The 16095-nt window shown below is 44.6% G+C and carries 17 protein-coding genes and 1 other RNA gene; 17 read left to right on the top strand and 1 reads right to left on the bottom strand.

Features of this window, described 5'->3' with window-relative positions; genetic code table 11:
• The 16 genes from LZ23_RS06260 to thrC all read left to right on the top strand — a co-directional run bounded on the left by LZ23_RS06260 (window position 1) and on the right by thrC (window position 14165).
• Window positions 1-396, top strand: coding sequence for a bactofilin family protein (locus tag LZ23_RS06260; protein ID WP_332308266.1), 396 nt, complete (start codon window positions 1-3; stop codon window positions 394-396).
• 244 nt (window positions 397-640) lie between these two features.
• Window positions 641-1063: a F0F1 ATP synthase subunit B gene (locus LZ23_RS06265; RefSeq protein WP_045212545.1), complete on the top strand. Its 423-nt coding sequence runs from the start codon at window positions 641-643 to the stop codon at window positions 1061-1063.
• Window positions 1064-1090: 27 nt separating this feature from the next.
• Window positions 1091-1660, top strand: coding sequence for a F0F1 ATP synthase subunit B (locus LZ23_RS06270; RefSeq protein ID WP_232300427.1), 570 nt, complete (start codon window positions 1091-1093; stop codon window positions 1658-1660).
• Window positions 1657-2208, top strand: a complete 552-nt coding sequence (atpH, locus tag LZ23_RS06275) for an ATP synthase F1 subunit delta (protein ID WP_045212547.1) — start codon at window positions 1657-1659, stop codon at window positions 2206-2208. Before LZ23_RS06270 ends, atpH begins: the two co-directional genes overlap by 4 nt.
• 4 nt (window positions 2209-2212) lie before the next feature.
• A complete protein-coding gene (gene atpA / locus LZ23_RS06280; protein ID WP_045212548.1) occupies window positions 2213-3721 on the top strand; it encodes a F0F1 ATP synthase subunit alpha in 1509 nt (502 codons plus the stop codon).
• Window positions 3722-3733: 12 nt separating this feature from the next.
• Window positions 3734-4615 (top strand): F0F1 ATP synthase subunit gamma, encoded by an 882-nt coding sequence (locus tag LZ23_RS06285; RefSeq protein WP_045212549.1) that lies wholly within the window; start codon window positions 3734-3736, stop codon window positions 4613-4615.
• 16 nt (window positions 4616-4631) lie between these two features.
• Window positions 4632-6041 carry a F0F1 ATP synthase subunit beta gene (gene atpD / locus LZ23_RS06290; protein ID WP_045212551.1) on the top strand — a complete coding sequence of 470 codons (1410 nt, stop codon included), beginning with the start codon at window positions 4632-4634 and terminating at the stop codon, window positions 6039-6041.
• A 23-nt stretch (window positions 6042-6064) separates the two neighbouring features.
• Complete coding sequence (locus LZ23_RS06295; RefSeq protein WP_045212552.1) at window positions 6065-6493, top strand: F0F1 ATP synthase subunit epsilon; 429 nt, start codon at window positions 6065-6067, stop codon at window positions 6491-6493.
• 118 nt (window positions 6494-6611) lie between these two features.
• Complete coding sequence (gene glmU / locus LZ23_RS06300; RefSeq protein ID WP_084590911.1) at window positions 6612-8006, top strand: bifunctional UDP-N-acetylglucosamine diphosphorylase/glucosamine-1-phosphate N-acetyltransferase GlmU; 1395 nt, start codon at window positions 6612-6614, stop codon at window positions 8004-8006.
• 20 nt (window positions 8007-8026) lie between these two features.
• Window positions 8027-8206: a hypothetical protein gene (locus LZ23_RS06305; RefSeq protein WP_045212554.1), complete on the top strand. Its 180-nt coding sequence runs from the start codon at window positions 8027-8029 to the stop codon at window positions 8204-8206.
• Window positions 8206-8472, top strand: a complete 267-nt coding sequence (gene zapA, locus LZ23_RS06310; protein WP_045212555.1) for a cell division protein ZapA — start codon at window positions 8206-8208, stop codon at window positions 8470-8472. The genes LZ23_RS06305 and zapA overlap by 1 nt, the downstream gene beginning before the upstream one ends.
• A 28-nt stretch (window positions 8473-8500) precedes the next feature.
• A non-coding RNA gene (gene ssrS / locus LZ23_RS23285) (6S RNA) lies at window positions 8501-8684 on the top strand.
• A 259-nt stretch (window positions 8685-8943) separates the two neighbouring features.
• The gene (rny, locus tag LZ23_RS06315; RefSeq protein ID WP_045212557.1) at window positions 8944-10503 is read left to right on the top strand and encodes a ribonuclease Y; all 1560 of its coding nucleotides are present in this window, start codon (window positions 8944-8946) and stop codon (window positions 10501-10503) included.
• 52 nt (window positions 10504-10555) lie between these two features.
• The gene (gene tyrS, locus LZ23_RS06320; protein WP_045212559.1) at window positions 10556-11761 is read left to right on the top strand and encodes a tyrosine--tRNA ligase; all 1206 of its coding nucleotides are present in this window, start codon (window positions 10556-10558) and stop codon (window positions 11759-11761) included.
• Between the two features lie 28 nt (window positions 11762-11789).
• Window positions 11790-12653, top strand: a complete 864-nt coding sequence (locus LZ23_RS06325; RefSeq protein WP_045212561.1) for a 4-hydroxybenzoate octaprenyltransferase — start codon at window positions 11790-11792, stop codon at window positions 12651-12653.
• Between the two features lie 69 nt (window positions 12654-12722).
• Window positions 12723-14165 (top strand): threonine synthase, encoded by a 1443-nt coding sequence (gene thrC, locus LZ23_RS06330; RefSeq protein ID WP_045212562.1) that lies wholly within the window; start codon window positions 12723-12725, stop codon window positions 14163-14165.
• Between the two features lie 61 nt (window positions 14166-14226).
• On the opposite strand, the gene LZ23_RS06335 is transcribed toward thrC, so the two are convergent.
• The gene (locus tag LZ23_RS06335) at window positions 14227-15246 is read right to left on the bottom strand and encodes a radical SAM protein (protein ID WP_052507156.1); all 1020 of its coding nucleotides are present in this window, start codon (window positions 15244-15246) and stop codon (window positions 14227-14229) included.
• Between the two features lie 209 nt (window positions 15247-15455).
• Here LZ23_RS06335 and LZ23_RS06340 point away from each other — a divergent pair, with 209 nt between their 5' ends.
• Complete coding sequence (locus LZ23_RS06340) at window positions 15456-15953, top strand: HIT family protein (protein ID WP_232300428.1); 498 nt, start codon at window positions 15456-15458, stop codon at window positions 15951-15953.
• The last annotated feature ends 142 nt before the right edge of the window (window positions 15954-16095 follow it).

The following is a 16095-nucleotide window of genomic DNA, read 5'->3' on the forward strand; positions in this document are numbered from 1 at the left end:
ATGCTGAACATATTTAAGAGCACCCCCAAATCAAAAGGAGTGATGATGGCCAAAGACGAAATAAATGCGTTCATGGGTATGGGAACCTCATATCAGGGAAAGCTGGAGTTTAAGGGTACTGTACGCATTGATGGAGATTTTGAGGGCGAGATTGAATCCGACGGCACATTGATTGTGGGCAACGAAGCAACTGTCAAGGGCAATGTTAGAGTCGGTCAGATGGTTTTGAGCGGAAAGTTTGATGGGATACTCAAGGCCCAGGTAAAGGTCGTGCTGTATAAGCAGGCAAACTTTCTGGGTAAAATAACAACACCTGCCCTGATGATCGAAGAGGGTGCGGTGGTCCGTGGTGAAATCAATATGGAAGAAGATTCAGTTGAACCCCAGCAGGAATAAAATTGCCAACTCTGTCTGCAGAAGAAAAACCGGATGGATTTTCTTGCCTGCTGGGTGGTGGAAAATCCATAATCGGCAGGATTTTCTGTGAAAATTCTAACAATATTTTGAGGTATTAAAACTATATTTTCGGAATTTTCACAAAAATGTTTTGACACAAGCTTCTAAATCGGCTAAACGCTCTGTGTCTTTCACCATAAAAAAGCAACTTTGAACTTAATTTCACATTCTCTTGGGAGGCGCTATGATTGAACTTAATGTCACGTTTTTCATTCAACTTGTTAATTTTCTTATGGTTCTTCTATTGTTGAACGTAATTCTCTACAAACCCATACGCGGCATGCTCAGGAAAAGGGCTGAGATTATGTCTAACAGGGTGAACGAGATAGAGTCATTTTCATCCTCAGCAGTAGATAAGATGAAAGCCTATGAAGCAGAGCTTGAAAAAGCAAGACTAAGGGCTCAGGAGATCAGAAGCTCCTTTAAGGAAGAAGGTTATTCCAAGGAAAAGGAGCTGGTTGAAACTGCGTCAGGCGAAGCTGGCGTGATGATCAGGGAGGCAAGGCAGAAAGTTTCTTCAGAAAAAGAATCTGCCCTAACCAAACTCAAGAAAGATGTGGAAAAATTCGCAACTACTGCAACTGATAGAATTCTTAGCAAGGCATAATCATACATTTCTATTAAGGAGGGCTGTGTGTTGAAAGGAAATAAAAACGTACCGATTATTTTGGCGCTCCTGTTGGTTGCTGCTGGAATTTTCAACGTTGTGGACCCTATGAATTTTCATCCGGATCTGAAAAATCAGATCTGGAGGGTCATCAACTTTGTCATTTTTCTGGCTGTAATCTACTACGCCGGGGGTAAAAAACTGTTTACCTTTTTCCCGGGTCGAAGCAAGGAAATTGAGTCCGAACTCAATGATCTTGCAGCGCGCAGGGAAAATGCCGAGCAGAAATTGGCAGATGTGGAAAAGAGCATTGCCAATCTCGAGGAAGAGAGAGCCAAGCTGATTGAACAGGCCAAAGCTCAGGGTGAAGCCCTGAAGTCAGAGATCATTGCCAAGGCAGAAACTGCCGCGGAACTGATCAAGCAGCAGGCCAGGGTCAGTGCAGAACAGGAAGCAAAGTTGGCACTTGAGGAAATCAAGGCCGAGCTTGCGGAGCAGGTAACAGAGGCTGCCGAAGCCATGATCAGGAAAAAACTCAAGGCCGAGGACCATAAAGCTTTAATTAACGACAGTCTAACAAGGGTGGTGCTAAATTGATAGGTAATATAGTCGCACGCAGGTACGCCCGGGCCCTTTTTGCCCTTGGACAGAAACAGGGCGATAAAGAGCTTAAGGCTTATGGTGAGGATATGACAAAGATTGTCAGTGCTTTAGAGGGAGCCCCTGAGCTGCTTAGGATTTTTAAAAATCCCATTTTTAATGCAGATGAAAAGAAAGGGATTCTAAAGCAGCTCCTGGCCAAACTCAAGCCAGGCCAGGTAGTCGGCAACTTCTGCTATCTTCTTGCTGACAAGGGAAGACTTGATTGTCTGCCCGAGATTCAAGTTTACTATTCAAAACTGTTAGATGAGTCTCAGGGTATTGTCAGGGGTGAAATCGTAACAGCCATTAAGCTGGCTGATAATATGAAACAGGAAATAGTTGGTAAGCTGGAAAAACAATCCGGACGGAAGGTTGTTCTCGATTACGAAGTAGAACCGGAAATTCTGGGTGGAATCAAGCTTAAAGTTGGAGATAAGGTTTTGGATGCCAGTATCAGGGCGCAACTGCAAATTCTCAAAGAAAACATAAAGAGGGGTGAGTAGGGCTATGCAAATAAAAGCAGAAGAAATCAGCCAGATCATTGAGGGCCAGATCAAAAACTACGAAAAACGTGTGGAAATGAGTGAAACCGGAGTTGTTCTTTCGGTTGGTGATGGTATCGCCCGCGTTTACGGTGTTGAGAACGTTATGGCTATGGAACTTCTGGAATTTCCAGGAGGCGTTATGGGCATGGTACTGAACCTGGAAGAAGACAGTGTGGGTTGCGCATTGCTTGGTGAAGATACCGAAATCAAGGAAGGTGACTTAGTCAAAAGAACAGGCAAAATTGTACAGGTGCCTGTTGGTGATGCTGTGCGCGGCAGAGTTATCGATCCCTTAGGCAGACCATTGGATGGTCAGGGTCCGATTCAAAGCTCTGATACAAGGCTTGTTGAAATCAAGGCCCCGGGTATTGTCGAAAGAAAGTCAGTTCATGAACCCATGTATACAGGACTGAAGGCAGTTGATGCCATGACCCCCATCGGTCGCGGACAGCGCGAGCTTATCATTGGAGACCGTCAGGTTGGAAAGACGGCTGTTTGTGTAGATGCGATTCTGGCACAGAAAGAAAGTGATGTTCATTGCATTTACGTTGCCATCGGTCAGAAAAAATCAACTGTTGCTCAGGTTGTTGATGTTCTGAAGCAGCATGGAGCAATGGAATATACCACTGTAGTTTCAGCTACTGCCTCTGATCCTGCATCACTGCAGTTTATTGCTGCCTACTCAGGCTGCACCATGGGTGAGTTTTACAGGGATAACGGCAAACACGCGCTAATCATTTATGACGACCTTTCCAAGCAGGCTGTATCCTATAGACAGATGTCACTCCTTTTGAGAAGGCCTCCAGGACGTGAAGCATTTCCAGGAGACGTATTTTATCTTCACTCCCGACTTTTGGAGCGCGCGGCAAAGATGAGTGATGACCAGGGAGCAGGATCTCTGACTGCGCTGCCTATCATTGAAACTCAGGCCGGTGACGTATCCGCATATGTTCCAACAAACGTTATTTCTATTACCGACGGTCAGGTCTATCTCGAGCCCAACCTGTTTTATGCAGGTGTAAGACCTGCAATTAACGTTGGTCTTTCAGTATCCCGTGTTGGTGGTGCAGCTCAGATCAAGGCCATGAAAAAGGTTGCAGGTACTCTTCGTCTTGATTTGGCCCAGTACAGAGAACTGGCTGCATTTGCCCAGTTTGGCTCCGACCTTGACAAAAGCACACAGAGAAGGCTCACTAGGGGTGAGAGGCTTGTGGAACTTTTAAAACAGCCCCAGTATCAGCCCATGAACGCGGCAGAGCAGGTAATTTCCCTGTATTGCGGTACAAAAGGTTATCTTGATGATATCCCTGTTGAGGCAGTTGCCAGGTTTGAAACAGAAATTCTCGAATATATAAGCAGTCAAAAGTCTGAAATTTTGAATGAGATCAAGGAAAAACAGGACATTGACGCGGATCTTGATAAAAAAATTGCGGCTGCCATTGATGAATTCAAAAAGACTTTTAAGGCCTAACGGGAGATTTAAATGGCATCATTAAGGGACATACAAAGAAAAATCGGCGGGGTCAAAAAGACCAAGCAGATAACCAAGGCCATGAATATGGTGGCCTCGGCCAAACTGCGAAACGCCCAGCAACGCATAGAGCGCTTTCGTCCCTACGCGGATAAATATTCAGATGTATTGACAGACCTTGCATCACGTGTTGATTCCACAGCTCATCCTCTGCTGGAAAAAAGAGATGAGATCAAAACTGTTGGAATTCTCCTTATAACATCAGACAAAGGCCTTTGCGGTAGTTTTAACGTAAATCTTTGTCAGGCTGCATTCAGGCTGGCCAATGAAAAGAAAGGGGATGGCAAGGAAGTCAAGTTTATCTGTGTGGGTAAAAAAGGACGCGACTTCATGCGCAAGAGGGGCTTTGAAATACTGGAAAGCTATGCTGACGTTATGAATGTGTTTGATTTCCAGCTGGCAAGTGACACTGGCAGTGTCATCATAAACAAGTATCTGGAAGCTGAGCTTGACGAAGTTCACGTAGTATTTGGACGGTTTGATTCCATTGTGAAGCAGACTCCTCAACTCAATCAGGTACTGCCAGTTGAGCAGGTTGAGGAAGATGAATCATCTGATGCAGGTGCCTCAAGCCAGTACATTTTCGAGCCGTCTGTGGAAGGATTGTTAGCTGAGCTTCTACCGCGTTATGTAAAAGTTCAGATTTACAGAGGAATGCTTGATACTTCTGCAAGTGAACACGCAGCCAGAATGACTGCAATGGATAATGCCACCAAGAACTGCGATGATCTAGTGGGCCAATTGACTTTGGCATATAACAAGGCCAGGCAGGCAACAATCACAACCGAACTTATGGATATAGTAGGCGGTGCTGAAGCACTGAAACAAGGATAATAGGGGGCGATAAAACATGAGTGAACTAAGTACAGGAAAAATCGTTCAGGTCATTGGGCCTGTAGTTGACCTTGAATTTCCGGAAGGTAAACTTCCCAACATATTCAATGCAATTTTGATTACCAACCCGACCATTTCTGATGAAAAGGACAACCTGGTAGTTGAGGTAGCTCAGCATCTCGGTAACAACGTTGTACGCTGCATATCCATGGACTCTACAGACGGTCTTGTTAGAGGAATGGACGGCAAAGACACAGGTAATCCCATCATGATTCCTGTGGGTAAGCCTTCGCTTGGCAGAATTCTTAATGTTGTCGGTAAGCCTGTTGACCAGAAAGGTCCAGTTAAAGCCGATGTTACCTATCCCATTCACAGGCCCTCTCCATCCTTTGTTGATCAGAGCACCAAGATTGAACTTCTTGAAACCGGTGTTAAGGTTATTGATCTGCTGGTTCCCTTTCCAAAAGGTGGAAAAATGGGAATGTTTGGTGGTGCCGGAGTTGGAAAGACTGTTGTTCTCATGGAAATGATCAACAACATTGGTAAAGAGCATGGTGGTATTTCTGTGTTCGCAGGTGTTGGTGAAAGAACACGAGAAGGTAATGACCTTTATCATGAAATGATTGACGCCGGTGTTATTGATAAGGCAGCTCTTATTTACGGACAGATGAATGAGCCTCCTGGAGCACGTGCCCGAGTAGGACTGACAGCTCTGACATGCGCCGAATACTTCCGTGATGAAGAAAATCAGGACGTTCTGCTCTTTATTGACAATATATTCCGTTTTACCCAGGCCGGTTCAGAGGTATCCGCTCTGTTGGGACGCATGCCTTCAGCTGTTGGTTATCAGCCAACCCTGGCTACGGATCTGGGTATCCTTCAGGAACGAATTACTTCTACAACCAAGGGTTCTATTACTTCAGTGCAGGCTGTTTACGTACCTGCTGATGACTTGACTGACCCTGCTCCTGCTACCACGTTCTCGCATCTAGACGGAACAATTGTTCTTTCCCGTCAGATTGCTGAGCTTGGAATTTATCCGGCTGTTGATCCTCTTGACTCCACTTCAAGAATACTTGATCCAAACATTCTGGGTGAAGACCATTATATGGTTGCTCGAGAAGTACAGATGATTCTTCAGAAATATAAGGATCTTCAAGATATTATTGCCATTCTTGGTATGGATGAGCTTTCAGACGAAGACAAGCTCACTGTATCCAGGGCAAGAAAAATCCAGCGTTTCCTGTCACAGCCTTTCCACGTAGCCGAACAGTTTACAGGTAAGGCCGGGCGTTATGTAAAGCTTGAAGATACTATTCGAGGATTTAAAGAAGTTATTGAGGGTAAGCATGACGATATTCCTGAAAACGCCTTTTATATGGTAGGCGGGATTGATGAAGTTCTGGAAAATGCTAAAAAAGATTAATACTTAAGCTATAAGGTGAAATTATGGCTAACTTGATAAAATTGGAAATTGTCACGCCTGACAGAAACCTGTTGAGTGAAGAAGTTGAATATGTTGGTGCACCAGGAGTTCAGGGTGAATTCGGTGTTATGCCCAATCATATTCCATTCCTTTCAGCACTCAGCATTGGCAGCCTGTTTTATAAAAAAGACGGAAAGAAATTTTATGTATTTGTTTCCGGAGGCTTTGCTGAGGTCAATCCCACCAAGGTAACTGTCATGGCCGAAGTCGCGGAAAAGGCCGACGAGATAAGTGTCGAGCGAGCTCGAAAAGCCAGAGAAAAAGCTGAACAGCGCATGGTAAAGCAAAAAGAAGAAATTGACCATGCTCGGGCTAGAGCTGCCATGGCGAGAGCCATGCACAGAGTAAAGTGCAGGGAAAGCGCAGTGAGCGCAGGCACCTGCTCAGTGTAAGACCTAACTCTATACAAAAATAAAGCCTCGCATTTGCGGGGCTTTTTTTGTGGATAACCCAACACATCTGCTGATGATATCTCAGCACCAATACTTAACCCCCAAGATAGTTTTAACAATGTCTAATCAATTGTTTAGTAATACAATAGCAGTAGTTCTTGCAGCTGGAAAGGGCACGAGGATGAAATCAGATAAACCAAAGGTTCTGCACGAGCTGCTCAACACGCCCATGCTTGGTTTATCCTTAAATACATTTCAATCCATGGGATTACTGGATATCAAAATTATTGCCGGACATGGATACGATGTTCTTGCCGAAAGGTACCCTGAATATGAGCGGCAGATGATATTGCAGGAAAAACAACTTGGTACTGGTCATGCCCTGCAGGTGGCATGGCCTTATCTGAAATCGTCCCCAGCCAAATGGGTTATTGTTGCCAATGGTGACACCCCTTTGATTACCAGTGATCAAATCACCCAACTATTGGAAGGTGTCAACAGACATAATGCCCAGGTTGGACTCCTGAGTTTGACTGTGAAAGATCCAGGAGGTTATGGGCGGGTTGTCAAAGATGAACAGGGAGAACTGCAAGCTGTTGTAGAGGCCAGAGATTGGGATTCCAATAAATACGGTGCTTATAGCGGCGAGGTAAATTCAGGCATTTATGCATTCAGCAAGTCAGCCTTAGAAGAATTGCTTTTTCTCCTTGACAATAAAAACGAGCAGCATGAATTTTATATTACCCAACTAATTTCTCTTGCAAAGAGCAGGGATTTAAAGCTATTTTCAAGTTGCGCTGGTGCAAGTCCTGAGTTGCTGGGCATCAATAGTCCTGCTGAGCTTGTTGAGCAGGAAGAATATTTACGACTAAAAATAGTCAAAAGACTTTTAAATTCAGGGGTCATAATCAGATCATCAGGGCAGGTTCGCATTGGGGCAGAAGTATCAATAGAGCCTGGATCTGAAATTACAGGACCGTGCGAAATTTACGGCTCTTCCATAATCTCTGCGGGCACCCGGATTGACTCACATACTTACATTCAGGACAGTGTTCTGGAGAGTTGTCATATATTGCCTTTTTGTCATATCCAGGGATCTAAAGTTGGATTCGGAGCAACAGTTGGGCCCTATGCCCGTTTACGCCCGGGAACAGAGCTTAAAAAAAGAGCCAGGGCTGGTAATTTTGTAGAGCTAAAAAATTCAATTCTGGGAGAGTCCAGTAAGGCAAATCATCTTTCATACATTGGGGATGCCAGTGTCGGATGTAATGTAAATATTGGTGCCGGTACCATCACTTGCAATTATGACGGTATCAAAAAGCATAAAACACAGATTAGTGATGATGTTTTTATTGGCAGCAATACCGCTCTTGTAGCTCCGGTGAACATCGGCTCCAACAGTATGGTCGGCGCAGGATCTACAATAACTGCTGATATTCCTGCCCAATGCCTGTCAGTTGCCAGGGCAAGACAGAAAAATTTACCTGGCAAAAATCCCTTGAAAAAAAGATAAAATCAATTTAATAAAAATTTATGGAAGCTATAGAACAGCTGGCAAACAAAATCGATGAGCTCCTGCAGGACAAGCAGTCACTTAAGCAGGAGAACCAGGCTTTGAAAAATGAGCTGGAAAATGAGCGTCAGAAGAATAATCTTGTTTTAAACAAGGTCAATGAAATACTGGAAAAAATTGACACTGAAAACTCATCCTGATGCCTGGATATGATATACACGTTTTAGGCTTGGACCTGACATTCAAGACTGATGCAAGTCAAGATCGGGTCGAGCAGGCAAGTAAATTGCTCGAAGAGCGTTTCGCAGAACTTGAGAAAAGGGGCAGCAAACTCAGCAAGGAACGGTTGCTGATTTTTCTGCTTTTGAGTCTGGCAGATGATTATCTACAATCTGAAATAAAGCTTGCAAGCTCTCACAAAAAAATCAGCGAGCTTTTACGGAAAATAGATTCTAGTAATAAATAAAGCGAATTTCCATGATTTTTATTGCAACTCTTTCCTGGCAGGTTTGTGATGAAGGCGATTTATTTTGAGCCAACATTTACCTCGAGGGAGCTGTTGTGCGGTTTTGGTGTGCAAACCCCGCACTGAACGGGGGAGCCTGAAAGAGCCGCTTCGGCACCCACTTATATATACGAGGTTCAAAATAAGTTCCCACACGGCCTGCCGGGGAAATATCATCAGTTAGATGCCTATTCTCAATCCTCCTGCCTGATACGACCATGGAAAGTTGACCATTAACTACTCCAACCTTTCGCGAGCTTGTCTACTGATATAACAACTATCGGGTCCTTCCATTGCGCGAGACTGCTTGACCTGCATCACCATATTATCGATTCGCGAGGCCAGTTAGCCGTGCAAATCAATTTCTTACCAGCATGGACATATTCGGGTTGCCTGCGGTTAAGAAAATAACATATACTCAAGGAGTGGACCATGCTGAGCGCGATACTTATCACTGCTATTATAGCATTAGTGTCTGGGGCGGTTATTGCCGTAGTCGCACAAAAATATTTCGTCAACAAAGAGCTCAGGGATAACCAGGAGCTTGCAGGAAAAATTTTAGAAGAAGCCAGAAAAGAAGCATCAGCTCATAAAAAAGAGATGCTGCTCCAGGCCAAAGATGAGACATTCAAGCAAAAAAAAGAGCTTGAAGAAGAAGCAAGGGCCAGAGAAAAAGAGCTTAAAAAACAGGAACAGCGTCTACAGGAAAAGGAAGAGCGGTTAGAAAAGAAACTGGAAAAGGTGGCACAAAAAGAAAGTGATGTTGTTTCCTGGGAAAACAGGGTGGCTAAACAGGAACGAGCTATTGAAGACAGGGAACATGATCTGCAGCACCTTATTGATCTGCAGACTGCGAAACTGGAAGAGCTTGCCGGTCTGACAACCGAAGAAGCCAAGGCCAGGCTGATTGCTGACATCGAGAGCAGTACCCGTCACGAAGCTGCAAAAATGATACGTCAAATTGAAATGGAAGCGCAAGAGACAGCTGCCAAAAAAGCCAAAGAAATTCTTGCCTTGTCCATTCAACGCTACGCTGGAGACTATGTCTCAGAACATACAGTCTCAACTGTGGAGCTTCCCAGTGAAGATATGAAGGGCCGGATAATTGGACGGGAAGGCCGCAATATAAGGGCAATTGAAGCTGCTACAGGGGTAGATCTGATTATAGATGACACACCAGAGACAGTTGTTCTTTCTGCGTACAGTCCATTGCGCAGGGAGGTGGCAAAGCAGAGTCTTGAGAGGCTGATCAGCGATGGAAGAATTCATCCTGCGCGCATTGAAGACATAGTTGAAAAAGTCAGACAGGAGATGGATGTCAAGCTTCGAGAAATTGGAGAACAATCTACTTTTGACGTAGGAGTGCACGGTATACATCCAGAGCTTATCCGCTTGCTGGGGCATTTGCACTACAGAACCAGCTTTTCGCAGAATGTTCTGCAGCATTCCATTGAAGTCGCTTTTTTGTGCGGCATCATGGCTGCTGAACTTGGTGTGGATCAGAAAAAAGCCAAAAGGGCAGGGTTACTGCATGATCTTGGCAAGGCTGTGGATCATGAGGTAGAGGGACCCCACGCTGTTATCGGCGCAGATCTGGCCAAAAAATACAATGAATCTAAAGAAATAATTCATGCTATTGCAGCCCATCATGAAGATATCCAGCCAACAACCATACTTGCTGTTCTGGTTCAGGCAGCAGACGGCCTTTCCGGTGCGCGGCCGGGTGCCAGGAAAGAACTGCTGGAAAACTATGTCAACCGGTTAGAAGAGCTGGAAAAAATAGCTACTGAATTTCAGGGGGTTAACAGATCCTTTGCCATTCAGGCCGGTCGTGAGGTCAGGGTGATGGTGGACTGTGACCAGGTGGATGATGACAAGACACACCTGCTGTGTAAAGATATAGCCAAGAGTATTGAAGAAAACATGACCTACCCGGGTCAGATCAAGGTAACGGTCATCAGGGAAAAAAGGGCTGTAGGCTACGCCAAATAGCCATGGTAAATCACTAACAATCAAAAAGCCTGGATATTATCAGGAGACATATATGGGAGTTGATCATTCTGAAGCTATGGAGCTTATCAAGCGCGGGTGCCATGAAATTATCGATGAAAAAGAGCTGGAGATGAAGCTCTCCAGGAACAAGCCTTTACGCATCAAGGCCGGCTTTGATCCAACTGCACCGGATCTTCACCTCGGACATACAGTATTAATCCAGAAACTAAAGCATTTTCAGGAGCTGGGACACACAATTATTTTTCTTATCGGCGACTTCACCGGCATGATAGGTGATCCCTCGGGCAAATCAGAGACACGCAAAAAGCTTACAAGAGATCAGGTAATTAAAAACGCTGAAACCTATAAAAGACAGATATTCAAAATTCTTGATCCTGAAAAAACAGAACTGGCCTTTAACTCCACCTGGATGGACAAGTTCGGTGCCGCAGATTTTATTGAACTGTGCTCCATGTATACAGTGGCCAGAATGATGGAAAGAGATGACTTTGAAAAAAGATACAAAGACAACAGGCCCATTGCCATTCATGAATTTTTGTATCCCCTTGTACAGGGCTATGATTCCGTCGAGCTGATAGCTGATGTAGAGCTTGGAGGCACGGACCAGAAGTTCAACCTGCTTATGGGACGTGTTTTGCAGCGTGAATACAATCAGGAGCCCCAGGTTATTCTGACCATGCCCATCCTCGAAGGTACTGATGGCGTTCAGAAGATGAGCAAATCTTTAAATAACTATATTGGCATTGAAGAACCGGCTCCTGAAATGTTCGGTAAACTTATGTCCATATCAGATGATCTCATGTGGCGTTATTATGAATTACTATCTGATCTTGACATGTCTGAAATTGAATCCATGAAACAAGGGGTTCTTAGCGGTGAAATTCATCCAAAAAAATGTAAGGAAGAGCTTGCCCAGGAGATCACGTCCCGGTTTCACGGACGCGAAGCCGGCTTGCAGGAGCGCGAGAATTTTAATAAGGTTTTTGCCAAACAGCAGTTGCCGGAGGATATGCCGGAGTTGAGCTGCAAAGTAAATGATGCCCTTACTGTGGTAGATGTTCTAAGCAGGTCAGGGCTTTGCGCATCAAGAGGTGAGGCCAGAAGACTCTGCAAGCAAAACGCGGTTGGTTTATATGAAGGGTCTCGCATTACTGATCCTGATTTTAAATTTACGCCTGGTGATCATGTCTTAAAGGTTGGCAAAAAAAGATTTTTAAAACTTTATGTAACTGATTGAGGGCTTCTTTTTAACCGAGAAAATCAATATGCTTTACTGCTTTGTATCTAAATTTAAAATCTGGGCCTCCATGATCAAGCTGGAACATTCAGTCTTTGCTCTGCCCTTTGCATATATTGGCATGCTTTGGGCAGCACAGGGCAAACCCGGCTGGTCTACTTTTATATTCCTGACCCTGGCCATGGTTGCTGTTCGTTCGTTTGCCATGACCTTTAACCGCATTGCAGACCTTGAATATGACAGAGAAAATCACAGAACCAGCAACAGGCCTCTTGTAACTGGTGAAATAAGCCTGAGAGATGCTTATATTTTTCTTGCCGGAACAGGACTGATTTTCATCCTTTCATGCTTTATGCTCAATCCGCTGTGCCTTTATCTCGCTGTGCCTGCTCTTTTATGGTCAGCCATTTACAGCTACAGCAAAAGATATACACACTTATGTCATTTTTTTCTCGGTTCGGTTCTCGGTCTGGCTCCAATAGCGGGCTGGATAGCTTATGATCCGAGTTTCGCCTTGCCTCCGTTTCTTCTATTCTGGGGAGTTTTATTCTGGGTGGCAGGTTTTGATATACTTTACTCCTGCCAGGATGCTGGCTTTGATCAGGAAAAGAGTCTGCATTCTATACCGGGTAAGTACGGCCTGGATACTGCTTTTACCCTTGCCGGGTTTTGTCATGTTAATGCATCAATTTTCATCCTCATGGCCGGTGCTGCAATGGGAGCAGGCTGGCTCTATTATCTTGTCTGGCTCGTAATTTCCGTGATTCTTTTAATTGAGCACCGGATCATATCGCCAGCTAATCTCCAGAAAATCAATGTTTCCTTTTTCACTCTAAATGGTCTTGTGGCTGTGCTGCTTTTTGCTGGGGTGCTTGCTGATTTGTTTATTTGACCGCGCGGCACATAAACGCAAGATGCAGAACAGATATCAAATCGCCAATACACATGAGGTTTATAAACCATGACTGATGTCAATTTCCCGGACTACAGGGGTGCTCTGGAATATTACTGTCTTGGATGCAACCAGGTTTTTTCCATAAATAAATTGCATTACACCTGTCCACGCTGCTCCGGCGTATTCCTTCTTACTGACAGGTCTTTTGACAGTTTGAAGCAAACACCTGGGCGCAAATGGCGTGAAATACTGGATGCAAGAGCGGCATCCAAGAATCTTGCTCTTAGAGGGATTTTCAGGTTTTACGAGCTTATTGCTCCAGTAGTGGAAAAGCAGGATATTATATACTTAGGCGAGGGTAATACACCCATTATTCCTGCATCAAAACATCTTGAGGCCCAAACTGGTCAGAAGCTGGCTTTTAAGAATGATGGCCAGAATCCCAGTGCTTCCTTTAAGGATAGAGGTATGGCCTGCGCGTTCAGTTACTTGAAAAAACTGGTGCGTGAAAATGGATGGGATCAAGTTTTGACCATCTGTGCATCCACAGGGGATACATCTGCCTCGGCAGCTCTTTATGGTGCGTATGTGGGCGAGCCTGTCAAAACTGTAGTCATACTGCCCATGGGTAAGGTGACAACCCAGCAGCTTTCCCAGCCTCTTGGCAGCGGTGCCAGGGTTATAGAGCTGCCTGGAGTGTTTGATGACTGCATGAGAGTTGTGGAGTATCTAGCAGATAATTTCCGAGTAGCACTTCTTAATTCTAAAAATGCCTGGCGTATCCTGGGGCAGGAAAGTTATGCTTTTGAAATTGCCCAGTGGTATGACTGGGATTTACAGGGCAAGGCTGTGTTTGTTCCCATTGGCAACGCTGGAAACATAACTGCTATAATGGCCGGTTTTCTGAAAATGTACGAACTTGAAATAATCACTGCTTTGCCTAGAATATTCGGGGTGCAGTCCAGTCATGCGGATCCAGTGTTTAAATATTACAGTCAGGATAGACAAGACAGGAAATACAATCCTGTACAGGTCCAGGCCAGTGTGGCTCAGGCAGCAATGATTGGCAATCCTGTTTCTTTCCCCAGGGTTCAGGCTCTTGCTCAAAAGTATGAAAAAATTGAGGGAGATGGCAGTTTCCATGTCATTCAGGTGGAAGAGCAGGCCATTGTGGAAGGTATGCTTCTCGCCAATCAAAATGGTCATATTGCCTGCACTCAGGGTGGAGAATGCCTGGCAGGAATGCTCAAGGCAAGGGAGTCAGGTTTGCTGAACAGAGAAGAGACGGCTATTCTGGATGCTACTGCTCACGCACTCAAGTTCAGCGACTTTCAGGATAAGTATTTCAGCAACAGTTTTTCTCCTGAATATGAGATTACACCAAGGCAAGAATATATCAATTTGCCTGTGGAGGTTATGAGTCTGGAAGATAAAAACAGGCTGAGCCAGGAAGAGTTCACAAAGGCGGCAGTTAAAGAGATTGCCGGCCTGCTTGGGTTGAGCTCATGAAGTTAATGCCCCCCTTGGGCTCGTAACCCAGAAAAATAACCACGATCATGGAAGGAAGCTGCTAATACACCCTGAAATAATCCCTGTTCCATATCTGGACGTTTTTTCTAATTATGGAATATCTCTGGAAATGCCTTTCATTGATTCGTTTATGTCCCCAGAAATCACTTATGCACTTTTCAGGGAGCATAACCCGCTTAACCGGTCTTCCCAGTGCAGCAATTCGGGCGGTAAAGTAACTGCGAAGAGCCAGGGATCTGCACTTACTGCCAAGCCCTGGATCCCAGGGGCCTGCCCATATGCTGTCAAGCAAAGACTTTTCAGGAGTCAGCCCGATCCTGATTACTGAAATGCCTGCAAGCCAGAGACTTAAAAGCCCAAGAGAAACAAGGTGAACTGTCTGAGCTAAGGACCATGGACTGAACAATCCAAGACAGAACATATTTTTAAGCTCGGTATTATCCAGTACAAGGCAAGGATAAATGCGGGCCAGTGCTGGTTCTGCCTGAATGGTTTTCCGGATATCTTTTAAAAAGATAGCGCCGCTGCAACCTGGCAGGCCAGGCATTAATTGAATGCCCAGATCAAAACCGGACTCCTTTATCAACTGACAAGCCTTAATGGCGGTCCTTCCTGAATATCCCCTGCCAGCCTTTTTCAATACATTGTTATCAAAGCTTTGCACCCCAAGCTCAATCAGATCAACCTGATGAGCTTGTAATTTTCTCAGGATGGACTTGCTTACGTAATCCGGGCGAGTGGAACAACGAATATGATTAACAGCACCTGCCTGTTTCAGGGCTGACGCAGTTTTAAGCATCATCAGCAGATCTTTTTGCCTGATGGCAGTGAAAGTGCCTCCATAAAATCCGAGACCTATTGGAGCTTTGGTCCTGTTATACCTCTCGGTGATACTTTGAAAAAAAGACTGAGCTAATCTATGTAAGGGAATGGGTGTCTGACCGGTTTGAGCCAGTTGAGAACAGAAAGAGCACCGATGAGGACATCCAGCAAAAGGAACAAATACCGGCCATATGGGACCGAACGCTTTATTGGGTTGAGGATGTTTAAATTGTATCATGGTTGAGGATGATTACCTTCTAAAACAAGGGGTTGCAAAAAAAGATTAAATGAAATATGAAGTTCTGCAACAGTTTAGCTTGCATCTGTTACAGAAACCGTCTCAATGATCATGAATGGGGTTGCCCCTAAGGTTGCCGGCAGGGCTGGTTCAGTGGTCCACGCGGGTCTGAAAATGTTAAAGGTAAAAGTCATAAATTCTGGCAATCAATGGATGGTCTGCAATGTTACAGGTACGAGCTATATGATTTAATCATGGCTGTCGAGCCCAAGACATATTATACTGGAGGAATACTTGTGAATGATTGTATATTTTGCGGCATAGTTGGCGGGAAAATTCCCTGCGCTAAAGTTCTGGAGACCGACAATGTCATAGCTTTTCTTGATATTGCCCCTGTTGCAAAGGGACATACTCTGGTCATTCCTAAAAAGCACCTGGCGAATATTCTGGAAATGGACATAGATCTGGCTGCTGATCTGCATGAAGCCGTACAAAAGGTTGGCAGATCAATGCTTGCCTCTTTGAAAGCTGATGGCTTCAATCTGGGTATGAACAATTTTGAGGCTGCAGGACAGTTAGTAATGCATGCTCATTACCATATAATACCTCGTTACAACGGCGATGAGCTGAAACTATGGCCGCAGCATTCTTATGACAATGAAAAGGAAATGGAGATTTATCGCTCAAAAATTGCTCTTATATGGTGAAAGAGGAGTATGCTACTAAGACAAACATCTCATTTTTTTCATAAACGCGTAATGCTCCCAGTCATAAATTCAGAGTGCTGAAGAGGTAAACCCGAGGATGGTTGAATAAATATTTCGTAAAACTGCTGACAAATTCAAGGGG

The organism is Desulfonatronovibrio magnus (genome assembly GCF_000934755.1).
In the GTDB taxonomy this organism is placed as follows: domain Bacteria; phylum Desulfobacterota; class Desulfovibrionia; order Desulfovibrionales; family Desulfonatronovibrionaceae; genus Desulfonatronovibrio; species Desulfonatronovibrio magnus.

Coding starts and splice junctions, on each gene's coding strand:
- LZ23_RS06260 (WP_332308266.1), top strand. CDS start 1: ATGCTGAACATATTTAAGAGCACCCCCAAATCAAAAGGAGTGATGATG.
- LZ23_RS06265 (WP_045212545.1), top strand. CDS start 641: ATGATTGAACTTAATGTCACGTTTTTCATTCAACTTGTTAATTTTCTT.
- atpA (WP_045212548.1), top strand. CDS start 2,213: ATGCAAATAAAAGCAGAAGAAATCAGCCAGATCATTGAGGGCCAGATC.
- LZ23_RS06285 (WP_045212549.1), top strand. CDS start 3,734: ATGGCATCATTAAGGGACATACAAAGAAAAATCGGCGGGGTCAAAAAG.
- atpD (WP_045212551.1), top strand. CDS start 4,632: ATGAGTGAACTAAGTACAGGAAAAATCGTTCAGGTCATTGGGCCTGTA.
- LZ23_RS06295 (WP_045212552.1), top strand. CDS start 6,065: ATGGCTAACTTGATAAAATTGGAAATTGTCACGCCTGACAGAAACCTG.
- glmU (WP_084590911.1), top strand. CDS start 6,612: ATGTCTAATCAATTGTTTAGTAATACAATAGCAGTAGTTCTTGCAGCT.
- LZ23_RS06305 (WP_045212554.1), top strand. CDS start 8,027: ATGGAAGCTATAGAACAGCTGGCAAACAAAATCGATGAGCTCCTGCAG.
- zapA (WP_045212555.1), top strand. CDS start 8,206: ATGCCTGGATATGATATACACGTTTTAGGCTTGGACCTGACATTCAAG.
- rny (WP_045212557.1), top strand. CDS start 8,944: ATGCTGAGCGCGATACTTATCACTGCTATTATAGCATTAGTGTCTGGG.
- tyrS (WP_045212559.1), top strand. CDS start 10,556: ATGGGAGTTGATCATTCTGAAGCTATGGAGCTTATCAAGCGCGGGTGC.
- LZ23_RS06325 (WP_045212561.1), top strand. CDS start 11,790: ATGCTTTACTGCTTTGTATCTAAATTTAAAATCTGGGCCTCCATGATC.
- thrC (WP_045212562.1), top strand. CDS start 12,723: ATGACTGATGTCAATTTCCCGGACTACAGGGGTGCTCTGGAATATTAC.
- LZ23_RS06335 (WP_052507156.1), bottom strand. CDS start 15,246: ATGATACAATTTAAACATCCTCAACCCAATAAAGCGTTCGGTCCCATA.
- LZ23_RS06340 (WP_232300428.1), top strand. CDS start 15,456: ATGGATGGTCTGCAATGTTACAGGTACGAGCTATATGATTTAATCATG.